The organism is Modestobacter lacusdianchii (assembly GCF_054177765.1).
The window spans coordinates 38,802-53,303 of sequence record NZ_JBJJTJ010000006.1; the positions used below are offsets into that span (position 1 = coordinate 38,802).

Sequence of the window (14,502 nt, forward strand, 5' to 3'; positions counted from 1 at the left end):
GAGGCCACCCCGGGCCCGGGACAGGGGCCGGTGGCACCATCGACGGCATGTCGCAGCCCACCCCCACGCCCCTGGCCGGTGCCCAGTCCGAGGTCGCGGACCTGCTGTCCGAGCTGATCCGGATCGACACCACCAACACCGGTGACTCCGCCACCAGCGCGGGGGAGCGGAAGGCCGCCGAGTGGGTCGCCGCCAAGCTCGACGAGGTGGGCATCAGCAGCGTCGTCCACGAGTCCGAGCCGGGCCGGGCCAACCTGGTCGCCCGGATCGAGGGCACGAACCGCGACCGCCCCGCCCTGCTGGTGCACGGCCACCTGGACGTCGTCCCGGCCGACCCGGCCGAGTGGAGCGTGCACCCGTTCAGCGGCGAGCAGCGCGACGGCTACGTGTGGGGCCGCGGCGCCGTCGACATGAAGGACATGGACGCGATGACCCTGGCGCTGGTGCGCGACTGGGCCCGCACCGGGGTGAAGCCCGACCGCGACATCGTGCTGGCCTTCGTCGCCGACGAGGAGGCCGGCGGCCGCAAGGGCGCGCACTTCATGGTCGACCACCACGCCGACCTGTTCGAGGGCTGCACCGAGGCGATCAGCGAGGTCGGCGGCTTCAGCATCACCGTCCGCGACGACCTGCGCCTGTACCTGGTCCAGACCGCCGAGAAGGGGCTGGCCTGGATGAAGCTGACCGCGCAGGGCCGGCCCGGCCACGGCTCGTTCGTGCACGACGACAACGCCGTCACCCGGCTGGCCCAGGCCGTCAGCCGGATCGGCTCCAGCCGGATGCCCACCGTGGTCACCCCGCCCATGAAGCAGTTCCTCGCCGAGGTCGGCGACGCCTACGGCATCGAGATCGACCCCGACGACCCGGACCAGGCGCTGGCCCGGCTGGGCAGCATCAGCCGGATGATCGGCGCCGCGCTGCGCAACACCGCCAACCCCACGATGCTCGACGCCGGCTACAAGACCAACGTCATCCCCGGCAGCGCCAGCGCCACCGTCGACGGCCGCTTCCTGTACGGGCAGGAGGCGGAGTTCGAGAAGCAGCTGGACGAGCTGATCGGCGAGGGCGTCACCCGCGAGTGGATCACCTACGACCAGGCCGTGGAGACCACCTTCGACGGCCCGTCGGTCGACCTCATGGTCCAGGCGCTCACCGCCGAGGACCCGGGCGCCCGCGCCGTCCCGTTCACCATGAGCGGCGGCACCGACGCCAAGAGCTTCGAGACCCTGGGCATGCGCTGCTTCGGCTTCTCCCCGCTCAAGCTGCCCGCCGAGCTGGACTTCGCCTCGCTGTTCCACGGCATCGACGAGCGCATCTCGGTCGACTCGATGCAGTTCGGCATCCGGGTGCTCGACCGGTTCCTCCGGCAGGCGTGATGTGATCAGCGGGTGACCGAGACCACTGCTGCTCCCGGATCCCCCCGCCCCGGCGACGTCGCCCTGATCACCGGGGGCACCGGCGGCTTCGGCCGTGCGCTGGCCGCCCGGCTCCGCGCCCGGGAGGTGACCGTCGTCCTGGCCGACCTGGACGGCGAGCGCGCCCGGCAGACCGCCACCGACCTCGGTGCCCACTTCGTGCCCCTCGACGTGACCGACCGGGCCGCCAACGCGGCCGTGGTCGCGCAGGTGGAGGCCGAGCACGGCCGGCTGGACGCCGCCTTCCTCAACGCCGGCATCGCCGGGAAGAGCCGCGACGCCCTCGACGTCGACGAGTTCCTGCACGTCGTGGACGTCGACCTCTTCGGCGTCGTCTACGGCGCGGAGGCCGCCCTCCCGGCGCTGCGCCGGGCCGGCGGCGGGTCGATCGTGGTCACCGCCTCGCTGGCCGGCCTCGCCCCGGTGGCCACCGACCCCGGCTACAGCGTCGCCAAGGGTGGGGCGATCGCCTTCGTCCGGTCGATGGCACCCCGCCTGGTGGGCGAGCGGATCACCATCTCCGCGATCTGCCCCGGGTTCGCCGACACCGCGATCATCGACCCGCTGCGCGACGAGTTCGCCGCCGCCGACTTCCCGGTGCTCTCCGCCGACGAGGTGGCCCAGGCCATGGAGGCCGCCTGGGCCGGGGCGGAGCCGGGTGCGGCCTACGTCGTCCAGCCCGGCGTCGGGGCGGTGCCGTACCGGTTCAAGGGCGTGCCGGCGGCCCGGACGGCGAGCGGGGAGACCGCCGTCGTCCCGGAGGCGCTGATCCCGCCGTCGCTGCGCTGAGGGAGGGTCAGCAGACCCGGACGGCGAGCACCGCGACGTCGTCGTCCAGCCGGCCGGACATCCCGGCGATCAGCTCGTCGCACAGCTCCTCCAGCGGCAGGCCGGCCAGCCCGGCCAGTCGCTCGGTGAGCCAGCTCGTGCCGGCGTCCAGCGGCACCCCCCGGCGCTCGACCAGGCCGTCGGTGTAGAGCACCAGCGTGTCCCCGTGGGCGAGCGTCAGGTGGTGCTCGGCCCGCTGGACGCCGGCGGCGACGCCCAGCAGCAGGTCCGGCGTGCGGTCCAGCAGCTGCACCCGGCCGTCGGCGGAGAGCAGCACCGGCGGCGGGTGACCGGCGTTCGACCAGTCCAGCCGGGGCCCGCTCTCGGCGGTGGGCGGGTGCACCGTGGCCACCGCCGCGGTGATGAGGGTGTGCACCTGCAGCTGGGCCATCGCCCGGTCCAGCGCCCCGAGCACCAGCGCGGGCGAGCCGGCCACCGTCGTCCCGATCCCGCGCAGCACACCGCGGGCCTGCGCCATCGTCGCGGCCGCGGCCACGTCGTGGCCGGCGACGTCGCCGATGACCAGCATCGTCGAGCCGCCTGGCACCGGGAAGGCGTCGTACCAGTCACCGCCGACCTGGGCGTGCTGGACAGCGGGCAGGTAGCGGACCGCGATGGCCAGGCCGGGCACGGCCGGTGGGTCGGTGAGCAGGCTGCGCTGCAGGGTCTCGGCGACCTGGACCGCGCCGCGGGCCATCGCCGCCTCGGCGCTGAGCCGGGTGAGCACCTCCTCCCGGCGCAGCCGGAGCGTGCAGGCGAACAGGGCGAGCACCCCGCCGAGGGCGACGCCCATCAGCCGGATGGACTGGGCGACCACCGTGCCGGCGGAGTACTGGTCGCCGTAGAACCCGAAGAAGACGGCCAGCAGGAGGGCGGCGACCCCGTAGGCGGCGGTGGCCCGCCGGCCCAGCACGGTCGCTGCGACCAGCGGTGCCATGGCCAGCAGCCCGACGACCACCTGGCCGGGCTCGCTGACCAGGTTCAGCAGGCTGAACAGCACCAGGACCCCGAGGGGGAGCAGGTGCCGCGTGCGCAGCCGCCGGTTCACCGAGCGCCCTTCCCGTCCGTGCGGCCCCGCGCCACACGCCCATGATCATCAGAGATCGTCAGCAGCCTAACGGCCCGGCCGCGCGACGCCGGGGAACCGCCACACCCTGGTGACCCGCGTCACGCGGGGTTCTGGCAGTGTCGGGGCATGCGTGCATGGCGAGTCCACTCCCTCGGCGACCCGGCCGAGGTCATGTCCCTCGACGAGGTCGACCAGCCGACACCGGGAGAGGGCCAGCTGCTGGTCCGGGTGCGGGCGGCCGGGCTGAACTTCCCCGACGTGCTGATGACCATGGGCATGTACCAGGAGAAGCCACCGCTGCCCTTCACCCCGGGGGTCGAGCTGTGCGGCGAGGTGGTCGGCACCGGGCAGCGGGTGCTCGGGTCACCGGCCGGTGGGCCCGGTGCCTTCGCCGAGTACGCGCTGATGGACGCCGCCGCGGCGTGGCCGGTGCCCGACGCGATGTCCGACGAGCAGGCGGCCTCCCTGTACCTGACCTACCAGACCGGCTACGTCGGCCTGCACCGCCGGGCGGCGCTGCAGCCGGGGGAGTGGCTGCTGGTGCACGCCGGTGCCGGCGGCGTCGGCACGGCGGCGATCCAGCTCGGCAAGGCCGCCGGGGCGAAGGTGATCGCCACCGCCGGCGGGCAGCGCAAGACCGAGGTCTGCCGCTCGCTCGGCGCCGACCACGTCATCGACTACACCGCCGAGGACTTCGTGCCCCTGGTCAAGGAGATCACCGGCGGGCACGGTGCCGACGTCGTCTACGACCCGGTCGGCGGCGAGGTGTTCGACAAGTCGCGCAAGTGCATCGCCTTCGAGGGCCGGCTGGTGGTCGTCGGCTTCACCAGCGGCACCATCCCGCAGGCGCCGGTGAACCACGCGCTGGTCAAGAACTACAGCATCGTCGGGCTGCACTGGGGGCTGTACCGCAAGCACGACCCCGCGCGGATCGGCGCGGTGCACGAGGAGCTGTGCCGGCTGTTCGCCGCCGGCGCGATCGATCCGCTGGTCGGCGCGTCGATGCCGCTGACCGAGCTGCCGCAGGCGATGGCGGCGATCGCCGACCGCAGCACCGTCGGCAAGGTCGTCCTCACCCCCTGACGGCCCCGTCGTAGGGCCCCGCCGCGAGCCCGCGAGTGGTGGGAGGCGACGGGGCCCTCAGACCATGGGGCGGGGGAGGTAGGACAGCCGCATCCGCCGGCGCATGATGATCTTGCGGGTGCCGTCGGCGTGCAGCTGGAGGCGGGCCAGCTCCCAGCCGCCGGTGTCGGACTGCATGCTCATCAGCTGCGCAGCCGCCGAGCGTGAGGTGCCCGCGGGGATGCGCAGCGGGGCGTACTCGTACTCGCCGGCTGCTGACACCCGCCCGATTGTGCCCGCCGGACGCGTCCCGGTCATGTGGTGGTCACCACCAGGTCGCCAGCTGGGGTGTCGCCGCCGGGCCACCGGGGCAGGGGAGGACGGCGCACGCCGGGCCACCCGCCCGGCCCATCGACCGAGAGGAGCGCGCCGTGACCGACCCGGAGGCCACCGACGCCGACCGTCTGGAGCAGCGGGCGACCGCGTCGCCGAGCGGCCCCGAGCTCGCCGACGAGGTGACCACCCCCGCCGACGACGTCCCGGAGGCCGACGCCATCGAGCAGCAGCTCACCGCGACCCCCGGCGGCACGAGCACGTGGCGCAGCGCCCCCGAGGCCGACGAGTACGACGTGCTCGAGCAGCAGACCGCGGTGCCCGACGACGAGGACGACGTCCGCGGCTGAGGGCTCAGGGGTCGATGAGCTGCAGCTCACCGGTGGCCCGGCTGCCGACGAACACCCGGCCGGTCAGGGGGTCGACGGCGACCGTGTTCGGCTGCCGCACGGTGGCGAACCGGGCCACCTCGGACAGCTCCGGACCTGCGGTGGACAGCCCGACGAGCTCGTTGGTGGCGGTGAGCGTCACCCACAGCACCTGGGCAGTGGGGTCGACGGCCAGGCCGTAGGGCGTGCCCGCCAGCGGGAAGGTCCCGGTCTGCCGCAGCGGGTCGGCGGTGTAGGTCAGCACGGCGTCCCCGCGGGTGTCGGCCACCAGGAACCGTTCCTGCGCGTCCGCGACCAGGTGCGTCGGCCCCGCACCGGCGTCCACCACGTCCACCAGGTCCCCGGCGGCCACGTCGTAGGTCGTGAGCGTGAACGCGCCCACGTCGACGACCCCGGCGGTGTCGCCCACCGCGGCGACCCCGCCGGGCTGCGTCTGGCTGTCGAACCGCTGGGTCACCTCGCCGTCGGTGACCACCGACATGGTGCCGCCCATCTCATCGGCGACCAGCACCTGCCCGCCGGCCAGCTGGACGGCGTCGTGCGGGTAGTCCCCGACCGCGGTCTCGCTGACCTCCCCGCCGGGCAGGGCGACCTCGACCAGGGTGTTGGAGTCCTCCGCCGGTACGAGCACCGGGCCGCCGGGCGCGGCCAGCTGCAGGTGCCGGGCGTGGCCGGGCAGCGGCACCTCGCGCACCGTCGCGCCGTCCCGGTCCACCAGCAGCAGCCGGTTCGGGTCGCGGACGGCCACCGCCAGCAGCTCGGTGACCGGGTCGAAGGCCATGCCCTCGGCATCGGGGTCCAGCGGGACGACGGTGCCGGCCGGATCGGCGGTCAGCTCGGGGGAGTCGGCCGGCTCGGCGGCTCCCGGCTGCTCCTCGGCCGGGTCACCGCCCTCGTCGGCGCCCGAGCACCCGGCCAGGCCGGTCAGCAGCGTGAGGAGCAGGACGGCGGTGGCACGGCGTCGTCGCATGACCCGATGGTCCGCCGCGATCGGCGATCGCGCCCCCCGCCGACGGCGTGCAAGTCCCGGGGGACCGGGTAGGGGGCGGGGGTGCCGGACCTGACCACGGACCAGCTGCGCCGCTACCGCCGCAGCGCTGACTACCTCGCCGCCGCGATGATCTTCCTGCAGGACAACGTGCTGCTCCGCGAGCCGCTGCGGGTGGAGCACCTCAAGCCCCGGCTGCTCGGCCACTGGGGCACCTGCCCAGGCATCACGTTCGTCTACGCGGGCCTGAACCGGCTGGTGCAGCGCACCGGGGCGCAGACCATGCTGGTCACCGGTCCGGGGCACGGCGCCCCGGCCAACCACGCCAACCTGTGGCTGGAGGGCACGCACGGCGACCTGGACCCGGAGCTCTCCCGGGACGAGGCCGGGCTCACCGAGCTGGTCCGCCGGTTCTCCTGGCCCGGCGGGTTCCCCAGCCACCTCTCACCCGAGGTGCCCGGCGTCGTGCACGAGGGCGGTGAGCTGGGCTACGCGCTGGCCACCGCGTTCGGCGCCGCGCTGGACGCCCCGGACCGGCTGGTCGCCTGCATCGTCGGCGACGGCGAGGCCGAGACCGGCCCGACCGCCGGCGCCTGGCACTCCACCAAGTACCTGGACCCGGTGACCTGCGGCGCGGTGCTGCCGGTGCTGCACGTCAACGGCTACAAGATCGCCTCGCCCACCCAGTCGGGCACGATGAGCGACGCAGAGCTGCTCGACCTGTACCGCGGCTACGGCTGGTCACCGCGGATCGTCGACGTCCGGGAGCCCTACGGCAGCAGCGAGCACGACCCGGACGCCGTCCTGGCCGACGCGCTGGACGCCGCGCACGCCGACATCCGGGCGCTGCAGGAGCGGGCCCGCGCCGGCGACCGCCCCGACCGGCCGGTCTGGCCGATGATCGTGCTGCGCAGCCGCAAGGGCTGGGGTGCCCCGGGGGAGGTGGCCGGCTCCCCGGTGGAGGGCACCTTCCACGCCCACCAGGTGCCGCTGGCGAAGGTGCACGACGACCCGGAGCAGCTCGCCGCGCTGGAGGCATGGCTGCGCTCCTACCGGCCCGAGGAGCTGTTCGACGACGCCGGGTGCCCCGCGGACGACGTGCTGGCCGTCTGCCCGCGGGGCGACCTGCGGCTGGGCGCGCACCCCGGCACCAACGGCGGCCGGCTGCGGCAGCCGCTGGACCTGCCCGATCTCGCCCCGTTCGCCGTCGACGTCCCCACCCCGGGGCAGGGCGCGGCCGGTGCCACGCCGGCGCTGGGCCCGTGGCTGGCCGAGGTGTTCCGGCGCAGCGAGGCCCGCCGGGACTTCCGCATCGTCTGCCCCGACGAGCTGGAGTCCAACAAGCTCGAGGCGGTGCTGGAGGTGACCGACCGGGCGTACCAGTGGCCGGTCGAGGGCTACGCCGAGCACCTGGCGCCGGACGGCCGGGTGATGGAGGTGCTCTCCGAGCACGACTGCCAGGGCTGGCTGCAGGGCTACCTGCTCACCGGCCGGCACGGCCTGTTCCCCTGCTATGAGGCGTTCGTCTCCATCGTCGACGGGATGGTGAACCAGTACGCCAAGTTCCTGAAGATGGCTGCCGAGGTGCGCTGGCGGGAGCCGGTGGCCTCGCTGAACTACCTGCTCACCAGCGAGGGCTGGCGGCAGGAGCACAACGGGTACAGCCACCAGGGCCCCGGCTTCATCAACAACGTGCTGACCAAGAAGGCCTCGGTCGCCCGGGTGTACCTCCCGCCGGACGCCAACAGCCTGCTGGTCATCATGCGGCACTGCCTGCAGACCACCGACCGGATCAACGTGGTGGTGGCCGGCAAGCAGCCGGCGGTGCAGTGGCTGACCCTGGAGCAGGCCGAGGCGCACGTGCGGGCGGGCGCCTCGGTGTGGGACTGGGCCTCCACCGACGGCGGCCGCGACCCCGACGTCGTCCTGGCCTGCGCCGGCAACATCCCCACCGTGGAGACCCTGGCCGCGGCCTGGATGCTCCGCCGCGACGCCCCCGACCTGCGGGTGCGGGTGGTCAACGTCGTCGACCTGCTCTCCCTGACCCCGGCCGACCGGCACCCGCACGGCATGACCGACGAGGAGTTCGCCGCCCTGTTCGGCGTCGACACCCCGGTGGTGTTCGACTTCCACGGCTACCCGTCGGCGGTGCACGAGTGCCTGCACGGCCGGCCGCGACCGGACCGCTTCCACGTGCAGGGGTACGTCGAGGAGGGCACCACGACCACCCCCTACGAGCTGCTGGCCAGCAACGGGGTGAGCCGGCACGACCTGGCGATCGCCGCGCTGCGCTGGGCGACCGGCTGGTCGACCACCGGCGGCGAGCTGGCGGTCGCCTACGCCCGGGAACGGGACGACGTCCGGGCCGAGCTGCGCCGCACCGGGGTCGACCCCGACTGGATCACCGACTGGAGCTGGACATGAGCACCGTGCTGGTGGTCAACGCCGGCGGCCACAGCCTCAAGCTGCGGCTGCTCGGCCCGGACGACGACGACCTCGGCAGCTGGACCGTCGACGCACCACCGGACTCCACCGAGGCCGCCGAGCTGCTGGACCGGGCGCTCGACGAGGCCGACGACGTCACGGCGGTCGGCCACCGGGTCGTGCACGGCGGCGACCGGCTCAGCGACCACGCCCTGGTGGACGACGACGTCCGGGCCGCGCTGGACGCCGCCGCCGACCTCGCGCCGCTGCACGTCCCCCCGGCGCTGGCCGCGCTGGACCGCTGCCGGGAGCGGCTGCCCGACGTGCCGCAGATCGCCTGCCTCGACACCGTCTTCCACGCCGGCCTGCCCGAGGCAGCCCGCACCTACGCCGTCCCGGCGCGGTGGCGGGAGGAGCTCGGCGTCCGCCGGTACGGCTTCCACGGCCTCTCCTACGCCTGGGCGGTGCCGCGGGCCGCCGAACTGCTGGGCCGGGACGTCGCCGACCTGCAGCTGGTCGCCTGCCACCTGGGCAGCGGCGCGTCGGTGTGCGCGGTGGCCGGCGGGCGCAGCGTGTGGACGTCGATGGGCTTCACCCCGCTGGAGGGCCTGGTCATGGTGACCCGCAGCGGCACCGTCGACCCCGGGATGATCACCTGGCTGCAGACCCGGCACGGGCTCTCCGCGACCGACGTCTCCGACGCCCTGGAGCACGAGTCCGGGCTCACCGCGCTCTCCGGCGGGCTGGGCGGCGACACGCGCGACCTGGTGGCCGCCGCTTCCGACGGCAACGCCGACGCGCAGCTGGCGCTGGACGTCTTCGCCCTGCGGCTGCGCCAGGAGGTCGCCGTGGCTGCCGCCTCGCTGGACCGGCTGGACGCCGTCGTCTTCACCGGTGAGATCGGCGCCGACCAGCCCGAGGTGCGTGAGGCGGTGGCCGCCGGCCTGCCGGTGCTCGGGCTGCGGGAGGGGCTGTCGACGGCGCAGGACGTCGACGCGGTGGTCAGCCCGATCGGGGCGCAGGTACCGGTGGTGCTGGTGCACCCGGAGGAGGAACGGCAGATCGCCGCGGAGGTGCGCCGGCTGATCGCCCGCTGAGCGCGATCGGCGGCGGTGCCCGATGATCATCGATCGTGACCGCCGGAGTGATCATCGTGCTGATCCTGGTCGGCCTGCCGCTGCTGGCCTGGTGGGTCGGCGGCCGGCGCTTCTGGAACCGGCTCACGCCCGGCCGCGGCCCCGATCCGTGGGGTGACTTCGTGCGCTCCCACCGGCTGAGCACCAGCGAGGCGATGAAAGTGCAGAACGCCGTGTCCAAGGGCACCGCGCTGGACGACGAGCGGCTGCGCCGGGCGGCGGTCGACCTGGCTGGAGCGACGCTCGGCCAGCTCCAGTTGTGGCCGGAGAACGGGACGCGGGCGCAGCGGGTGATGACCCTGCTGTTCGTGGTCTGGACGGTGCTCCTGGTCGCCGGGGCCGTCTTCGCCCTCGCCTTCGGTGGTCTCTCCGACGTCCCGTGGTTCGGGCTGCTGCCCGCGGTGGTGGCGTTCGTCAGCCCGATCTGGATGCGGCGCACCACACGGCGGGCCATCGAGCTGAACAGCGGGCCGCCGTCCGAGACGCCCGTGCAGCCATGACCGTCGCGATCGCCGTTGGGTTGCTCCTCCTGATCGGATCGCCGCTGCTGGCGTGGTGGGTGGCGCGCCGACCTGTCTGGACCGTGCAGGCCGTGCAGTACTCCGAGGCCCGGAAGAGGCAGCGGGCCGTCGTGCTCCGCTACGAGTTGAGCACCACCGAGCAGGCCGATGTGGAACGGGCCGTCACCACCGGCAGGGCGCTGACCGAGCCGCGGTTGCGGGCCGCCGTCGTCGACTGGGCCGAGGCGTCGTGCGACGCCCACCGACGCCCGGCGCTGCGCAGCGGGCTGGTGCTGCTGGTGCTGGCGTGGGGCCTGCTGCTGCTCGGCCTGGGCGTCGTCGGTCTGGTGCGCGGCGAGTGGAGCGCGCCCTACTGGCTGAACCTGCTGCAGTGGGGCTGTTTCGCCGCCTTCGTGCACCTCCGGCACCGTGCGCCGCAGCTGGCGATCACCCGCAACTCCGGTCCGGCCACCGGCGGCGCCGTGTCCCCGAGGGCGGCGCCACCGGCGGTGGATCAGCGGGAGTAGTGCTCCACGACCAGCTGCTCCTCGCAGATCACCGGCACCTCGTCGCGCCGGGGGCGGCGGAGCACGGTGCAGCGCAGCTGCGCGAGCTGGACGTCCAGGTAGCCCGGGGCCGCGGCGTGCGCGCCTGAGGCGGCCACCTGGAAGGGCACCTTGCTCTTGCTCTTCTCGGCGATCTCGATGACGTCGTAGGGCTGCACCTGGTAGCTGGGCCGGTCGACGCGCTTGCCGTTGACGGTCACGTGCTGGTGGCTGACGGTCTGCCGGGCCTGGTAGATGGTGCGGGCGAAGCCGGCGCGCAGCACCGTGGCGTCCAGCCGGGCCTCGAGCTGGTGGGTGATCAGCTCCTCACCGGTCTTGCCCCCGGCGCGCCGGGCCCGGTCGAAGGCAGAGCGCAGCTGGGTCTCGCTGATGTCGTACTGCGCGCGCAGCCGCTGCTTCTCCATCAACCGGGTCTTGTAGTCGCTGGTGTTCTTGCGCTTGCGGCCGTGCTCACCCGGCGGGTAGGGGCGCCGCTCGAAATAGCGGACGTCCTTGGGGGTGAGCGGGATGCCCAGCGCGCGCGAGCGCCGGGCCTTGGGACGGGACTGGTTCACACGGGCCTCCGAGTTCGGTTAGGCTCACCTTACCCCCGACGCCAGGTCGGCCGTCCACGGAGGAACGCATGACGCGATCGACCCGCCCCGCACCCGGGCAGCCCGGGCGCTCACCGCAGCGGCAGGGCCCGACGCCGGCCGAACGGGCCCGCACCGTGGCCGGCCGGTCCGGAGCCGCCGTCTGCGCGGCCGGCATCGACGGCAGCCGGGTCCTCGCGCACGCCACGACGGCCGACGGGCAGGTGCTCGTCGTCGTCCCCACCGACGGCGACGTCGCCACCGCGGTGCGGCGCTCCGCCGACGGCGACCTGGCCGCGCTGCTGCTGGTCACCGACCACGCACCGGTCGAGCTGCGCGACCCGGTGCGGGCTCAGGTCTGGCTGTCGGGGTGGTTGACCCCGATGCTCCCGGCCGACCTGCGGCCCGCCGCGCTGGCGTTCGCCGACGTGGCCCCGGTGGGCGCCCTGCTGGACGTCGGCCGCGGCGCCACGCTGCTGCGACTGGACCTGGCGGAGGTGATGCTGGGGGAGTGCGGCACCGTCACCGAGCTGACCCCGGAGGACTACCTGGCCGCCGCGCCCGACCCGTTGGCCGAGGTCGAGGCGCACGCACTGCAGCACCTGGACCAGGCGCACCCCGAGGAACTGGCCCTGCTGGCCTCCCGGGTGCCGCGCGCGTGGCTGGGCGACGGGGGCGTCGTGCGGCCGCTCGGGCTGGACCGCTGGGGCTTCCGGCTGCGGGTCGAGGGCCGCCGCGGACACCGTGACGTCCGCATGCCCTTCGCCGCGCCGGTCAGCGGGCCCGACGAGCTGGCGGCGGCGATCAACCGGCTGATGTGCGCGGCCCGGCAGGCCTGCCCAGGCAGCTGAGGCGACCCCCGAAGGCGAACGCGCCCGCCTCGGGCGCCGACGGCGTGGTCGGCACCCGGGGCGGGCGCAGGTGTTCCGGGGTGAGTCGCGAGGTCAGTGGACCTTGCGACGGCCGCCGCTCATGCCCTCGGCGACGCCGATGAGGAGCACGGCCGCGACGATCGCGACGATCGCGCCGATGATGTTGAGCTCGCCGAAGTCACCGGTGCCCAGCGCGGTGGCGACGACGCCACCGATCAGGGAGCCGACGACACCGAGGGCGAGGGTGGCCAGGATGCTGAGGTTCTGCTTGCCCGGCTTGATGAGACGCGCCAGTGCGCCGACGATCAGGCCGAAGACGAGGAATCCGATGATGCCCATGGCAGCTGGGTGCCCTCAAGATCAACGGGTCAAACGCCGGTCACCTGATCGGGTGGTCACTCAGCCAGTTCGGCCAGCAGAGTGGCGAGCCTGGTGCGCCGGGGCCGGACGTCGACCTCACGCACGGCGCGGGCCAGCGCCGCGCCGCTGGCGTGCACGATCGACAGGTGCTTCTGCGCCCGGGTGAGCGCGGTGTAGACCAGCGGACGGGAGAGCATCCCGCCGGCCTCCGGCGGCAGGACGACGACCACCCCGGGCCACTCGGAGCCCTGCGCCCGGTGCACCGTGATCGCCCAACCGTGCCGCAGGTCGGGCAGCGCGTTGCCGGTCACCGTCACGGGCCCGGAGCTGAAGTCGACGGTCAGCGAGCCCTCGCCGGTGCCGGTGACCACGCCGACCTCGCCGTTGGCGAACCCGATCGGTTCCAGGTCCAGGTGGTTGGCGGTGGCCACCACCCGGTCACCGACGTCGAACCCGAAGACCGCGCCGTCGCCGGGGTTCAACCGCGCCTTGAGCGCCTTGTTCAGCTCGATCGTGCCGGCCGGGCCGCGGTGCACCGGGGTGACCACCTGCACCGTCGACGGGTCGATGCCCAGCGCCCGGGGGATCGAGTCGGTGACCAGCTGCACCACCCGCTTGGCCGCCTCGGCGCTGCCCACGGCCGGCACGATGACCACCTCGCGGTCGGGGGAGTCGACGTGCACGAGCTCACCGCCCCGCACCCCGGTGGCCAGCCGGGCGATCGCGCCACCGGCGGCCTGCCGGTGCAGCGTGGTCAGCTCGGTGACCGGTACCGCGCCGGAGTCGATCAGGTCGCCGAGCACGTGCCCCGGGCCGATCGAGGGCAGCTGCGCCGGGTCGCCGACGAGCAGCAGGTGGGTGCCGTCGGGGCAGGCCTCCAGCAGCGCGGCGGTCAGCTCGACGTCCAGCATCGACGCCTCGTCGACCACCACCACGTCGGCGTCCAGCGGCCACTCCTCGTTGCGGGCGAAGCCGCCGGTCATGCCCTGGGCGCCGAGCAGCCGGTGCACGGTGACCGCAGGGTGGTCGGTGAGCTCCTCCAGCCGCTTGGCCGCCCGGCCGGTCGGCGCGGCGAGGGCCACCTCGGTGCCCTTGGCCTGCAGCAGCTCCACCAGCGAGGCGACCGTGCGGCTCTTGCCGGTGCCGGGGCCGCCGGTCAGCAGGGAGATCCCCGCCCCGAGCACCTGGGCGACCGCCGCCTGCTGTGCGGGGTCCAGGCCCTTGGCCACCGAGCGCACCGAGGCCGGGTCGGCGATCCGGCCGCTGGTGGCCGCCAGCCGGTGCACGTTCTCCGCCACCGCCTCCTCGGCCATGCCGAACCGGGCCAGCGACAGCATCCGCAGCGCCGGGTCGGGCTCGGCCGGCTCGTCCTCGGCGTCCGGGTCGAAGGGCGGTTCCGGCGGCTCGTGCTCGAGCACCTCACCGGACTCGACCGCGGCCACCACCGCCGCCGCCGGGTCGGCGATGCCCTCCGCCCGCAGGGCCGCGACGACCAGGTCGGCCGGCAGCACGGTGTGCCCGTCGCGGGTCGCGGTGCGCAGCGTGAGGCCGACGATCGCCCGGCCGCGGCGCGAGTCCTGCCGGTCGGCGCCGGACAGCACGGTGATCGCCAGCCGGTCGGCGTCGGACAGCGTCACGCCGGACAGGCTCAGCAGCGCCCACGGGTCGTCGCGCAGCCGGCGGGCGGCGTCCTGACCGAGTGCGTCGGCGGAGTTCACCGCCAGCCGGGCGTTCAGGCCGGCGCCCACCAGCAGCTCGACCACCTCGTAGGTGGGGGCCGCGGCCAGGAAGGAGCTGAACAGCCGCTCGGCCCGCTGGCGGCCCACCCGGGGCAGCTTCAGCAGCCGGTCGGCGGTGACGTCGTCCGGGCTGGTGATGCCGGCGGCGGGCAGGTCGGCCGCCGTCCGCTTGCCCAGCCCGGGCCACAGGCCGGCGGTGCAGAAGGCGGCGAAGACCGGGTCACCGGTGGCGGCAGGGGTGCTCATCTG

15 protein-coding genes are annotated in these 14,502 nt (G+C 74.5%); 9 read left to right on the forward strand and 6 right to left on the reverse strand.

Going from position 1 to position 14,502, the window contains the following annotated elements:
* Window positions 1-47: 47 nt before the first annotated feature.
* Window positions 48-1,376 carry a M20/M25/M40 family metallo-hydrolase gene (locus ACJTNH_RS05880; protein ID WP_458173540.1) on the forward strand — a complete coding sequence of 443 codons (1,329 nt, stop codon included), beginning with the start codon at window positions 48-50 and terminating at the stop codon, window positions 1,374-1,376.
* Between the two features lie 12 nt (window positions 1,377-1,388).
* Window positions 1,389-2,204: an SDR family oxidoreductase gene (locus tag ACJTNH_RS05885; RefSeq protein WP_458173542.1), complete on the forward strand. Its 816-nt coding sequence runs from the start codon at window positions 1,389-1,391 to the stop codon at window positions 2,202-2,204.
* A gap of 7 nt (window positions 2,205-2,211) precedes the next feature.
* Here ACJTNH_RS05885 and ACJTNH_RS05890 read toward each other — a convergent pair whose 3' ends face one another.
* Window positions 2,212-3,291 (reverse strand): PP2C family protein-serine/threonine phosphatase, encoded by a 1,080-nt coding sequence (locus ACJTNH_RS05890; protein ID WP_458173544.1) that lies wholly within the window; start codon window positions 3,289-3,291, stop codon window positions 2,212-2,214.
* 147 nt (window positions 3,292-3,438) lie between these two features.
* On the opposite strand from ACJTNH_RS05890, the gene ACJTNH_RS05895 reads away from it, so the two are divergent.
* Window positions 3,439-4,395 carry an NADPH:quinone oxidoreductase family protein gene (locus ACJTNH_RS05895; protein WP_458173546.1) on the forward strand — a complete coding sequence of 319 codons (957 nt, stop codon included), beginning with the start codon at window positions 3,439-3,441 and terminating at the stop codon, window positions 4,393-4,395.
* A 57-nt stretch (window positions 4,396-4,452) separates the two neighbouring features.
* Here the strand turns inward: ACJTNH_RS05895 and ACJTNH_RS05900 are convergent, their stop codons facing one another.
* A complete protein-coding gene (locus ACJTNH_RS05900) occupies window positions 4,453-4,656 on the reverse strand; it encodes a DUF5703 family protein (protein WP_222194965.1) in 204 nt (67 codons plus the stop codon).
* 149 nt (window positions 4,657-4,805) lie between these two features.
* On the opposite strand from ACJTNH_RS05900, the gene ACJTNH_RS05905 reads away from it, so the two are divergent.
* Window positions 4,806-5,057 carry a hypothetical protein gene (locus ACJTNH_RS05905; protein ID WP_458173548.1) on the forward strand — a complete coding sequence of 84 codons (252 nt, stop codon included), beginning with the start codon at window positions 4,806-4,808 and terminating at the stop codon, window positions 5,055-5,057.
* A 4-nt stretch (window positions 5,058-5,061) separates the two neighbouring features.
* On the opposite strand, the gene ACJTNH_RS05910 is transcribed toward ACJTNH_RS05905, so the two are convergent.
* Window positions 5,062-6,066, reverse strand: a complete 1,005-nt coding sequence (locus ACJTNH_RS05910) for a YncE family protein (RefSeq protein ID WP_458173550.1) — start codon at window positions 6,064-6,066, stop codon at window positions 5,062-5,064.
* A gap of 81 nt (window positions 6,067-6,147) precedes the next feature.
* On the opposite strand from ACJTNH_RS05910, the gene ACJTNH_RS05915 reads away from it, so the two are divergent.
* The 4 genes from ACJTNH_RS05915 to ACJTNH_RS05930 are packed head-to-tail and all read left to right on the forward strand — an operon-like array spanning window position 6,148 to window position 10,671.
* Window positions 6,148-8,508 (forward strand): phosphoketolase family protein, encoded by a 2,361-nt coding sequence (locus tag ACJTNH_RS05915; protein WP_458173552.1) that lies wholly within the window; start codon window positions 6,148-6,150, stop codon window positions 8,506-8,508.
* The gene (locus ACJTNH_RS05920; protein ID WP_458173554.1) at window positions 8,505-9,605 is read left to right on the forward strand and encodes an acetate/propionate family kinase; all 1,101 of its coding nucleotides are present in this window, start codon (window positions 8,505-8,507) and stop codon (window positions 9,603-9,605) included. Before ACJTNH_RS05915 ends, ACJTNH_RS05920 begins: the two co-directional genes overlap by 4 nt.
* Window positions 9,606-9,640: 35 nt before the next feature.
* A complete protein-coding gene (locus ACJTNH_RS05925; protein ID WP_458173556.1) occupies window positions 9,641-10,144 on the forward strand; it encodes a hypothetical protein in 504 nt (167 codons plus the stop codon).
* Window positions 10,141-10,671 carry a hypothetical protein gene (locus ACJTNH_RS05930; protein ID WP_458173558.1) on the forward strand — a complete coding sequence of 177 codons (531 nt, stop codon included), beginning with the start codon at window positions 10,141-10,143 and terminating at the stop codon, window positions 10,669-10,671. The genes ACJTNH_RS05925 and ACJTNH_RS05930 overlap by 4 nt, the downstream gene beginning before the upstream one ends.
* On the opposite strand, the gene rpsD is transcribed toward ACJTNH_RS05930, so the two are convergent.
* Entirely contained in the window at window positions 10,659-11,264 is a 606-nt protein-coding gene (gene rpsD / locus ACJTNH_RS05935) for a 30S ribosomal protein S4 (protein ID WP_458173560.1), read from the reverse strand. The two genes, ACJTNH_RS05930 and rpsD, sit on opposite strands and share 13 nt — an antisense overlap.
* A gap of 68 nt (window positions 11,265-11,332) precedes the next feature.
* Between rpsD and ACJTNH_RS05940 the strand changes: the two genes are divergently transcribed.
* Window positions 11,333-12,133: a DUF2470 domain-containing protein gene (locus ACJTNH_RS05940; RefSeq protein ID WP_458173562.1), complete on the forward strand. Its 801-nt coding sequence runs from the start codon at window positions 11,333-11,335 to the stop codon at window positions 12,131-12,133.
* A gap of 93 nt (window positions 12,134-12,226) precedes the next feature.
* Here the strand turns inward: ACJTNH_RS05940 and ACJTNH_RS05945 are convergent, their stop codons facing one another.
* Both ACJTNH_RS05945 and ACJTNH_RS05950 read right to left on the reverse strand, forming a co-directional pair.
* Entirely contained in the window at window positions 12,227-12,493 is a 267-nt protein-coding gene (locus tag ACJTNH_RS05945; RefSeq protein ID WP_299951027.1) for a GlsB/YeaQ/YmgE family stress response membrane protein, read from the reverse strand.
* 56 nt (window positions 12,494-12,549) lie between these two features.
* Window positions 12,550-14,499, reverse strand: a complete 1,950-nt coding sequence (locus ACJTNH_RS05950) for an AAA family ATPase (RefSeq protein ID WP_458173564.1) — start codon at window positions 14,497-14,499, stop codon at window positions 12,550-12,552.
* Window positions 14,500-14,502 lie beyond the last annotated feature (3 nt).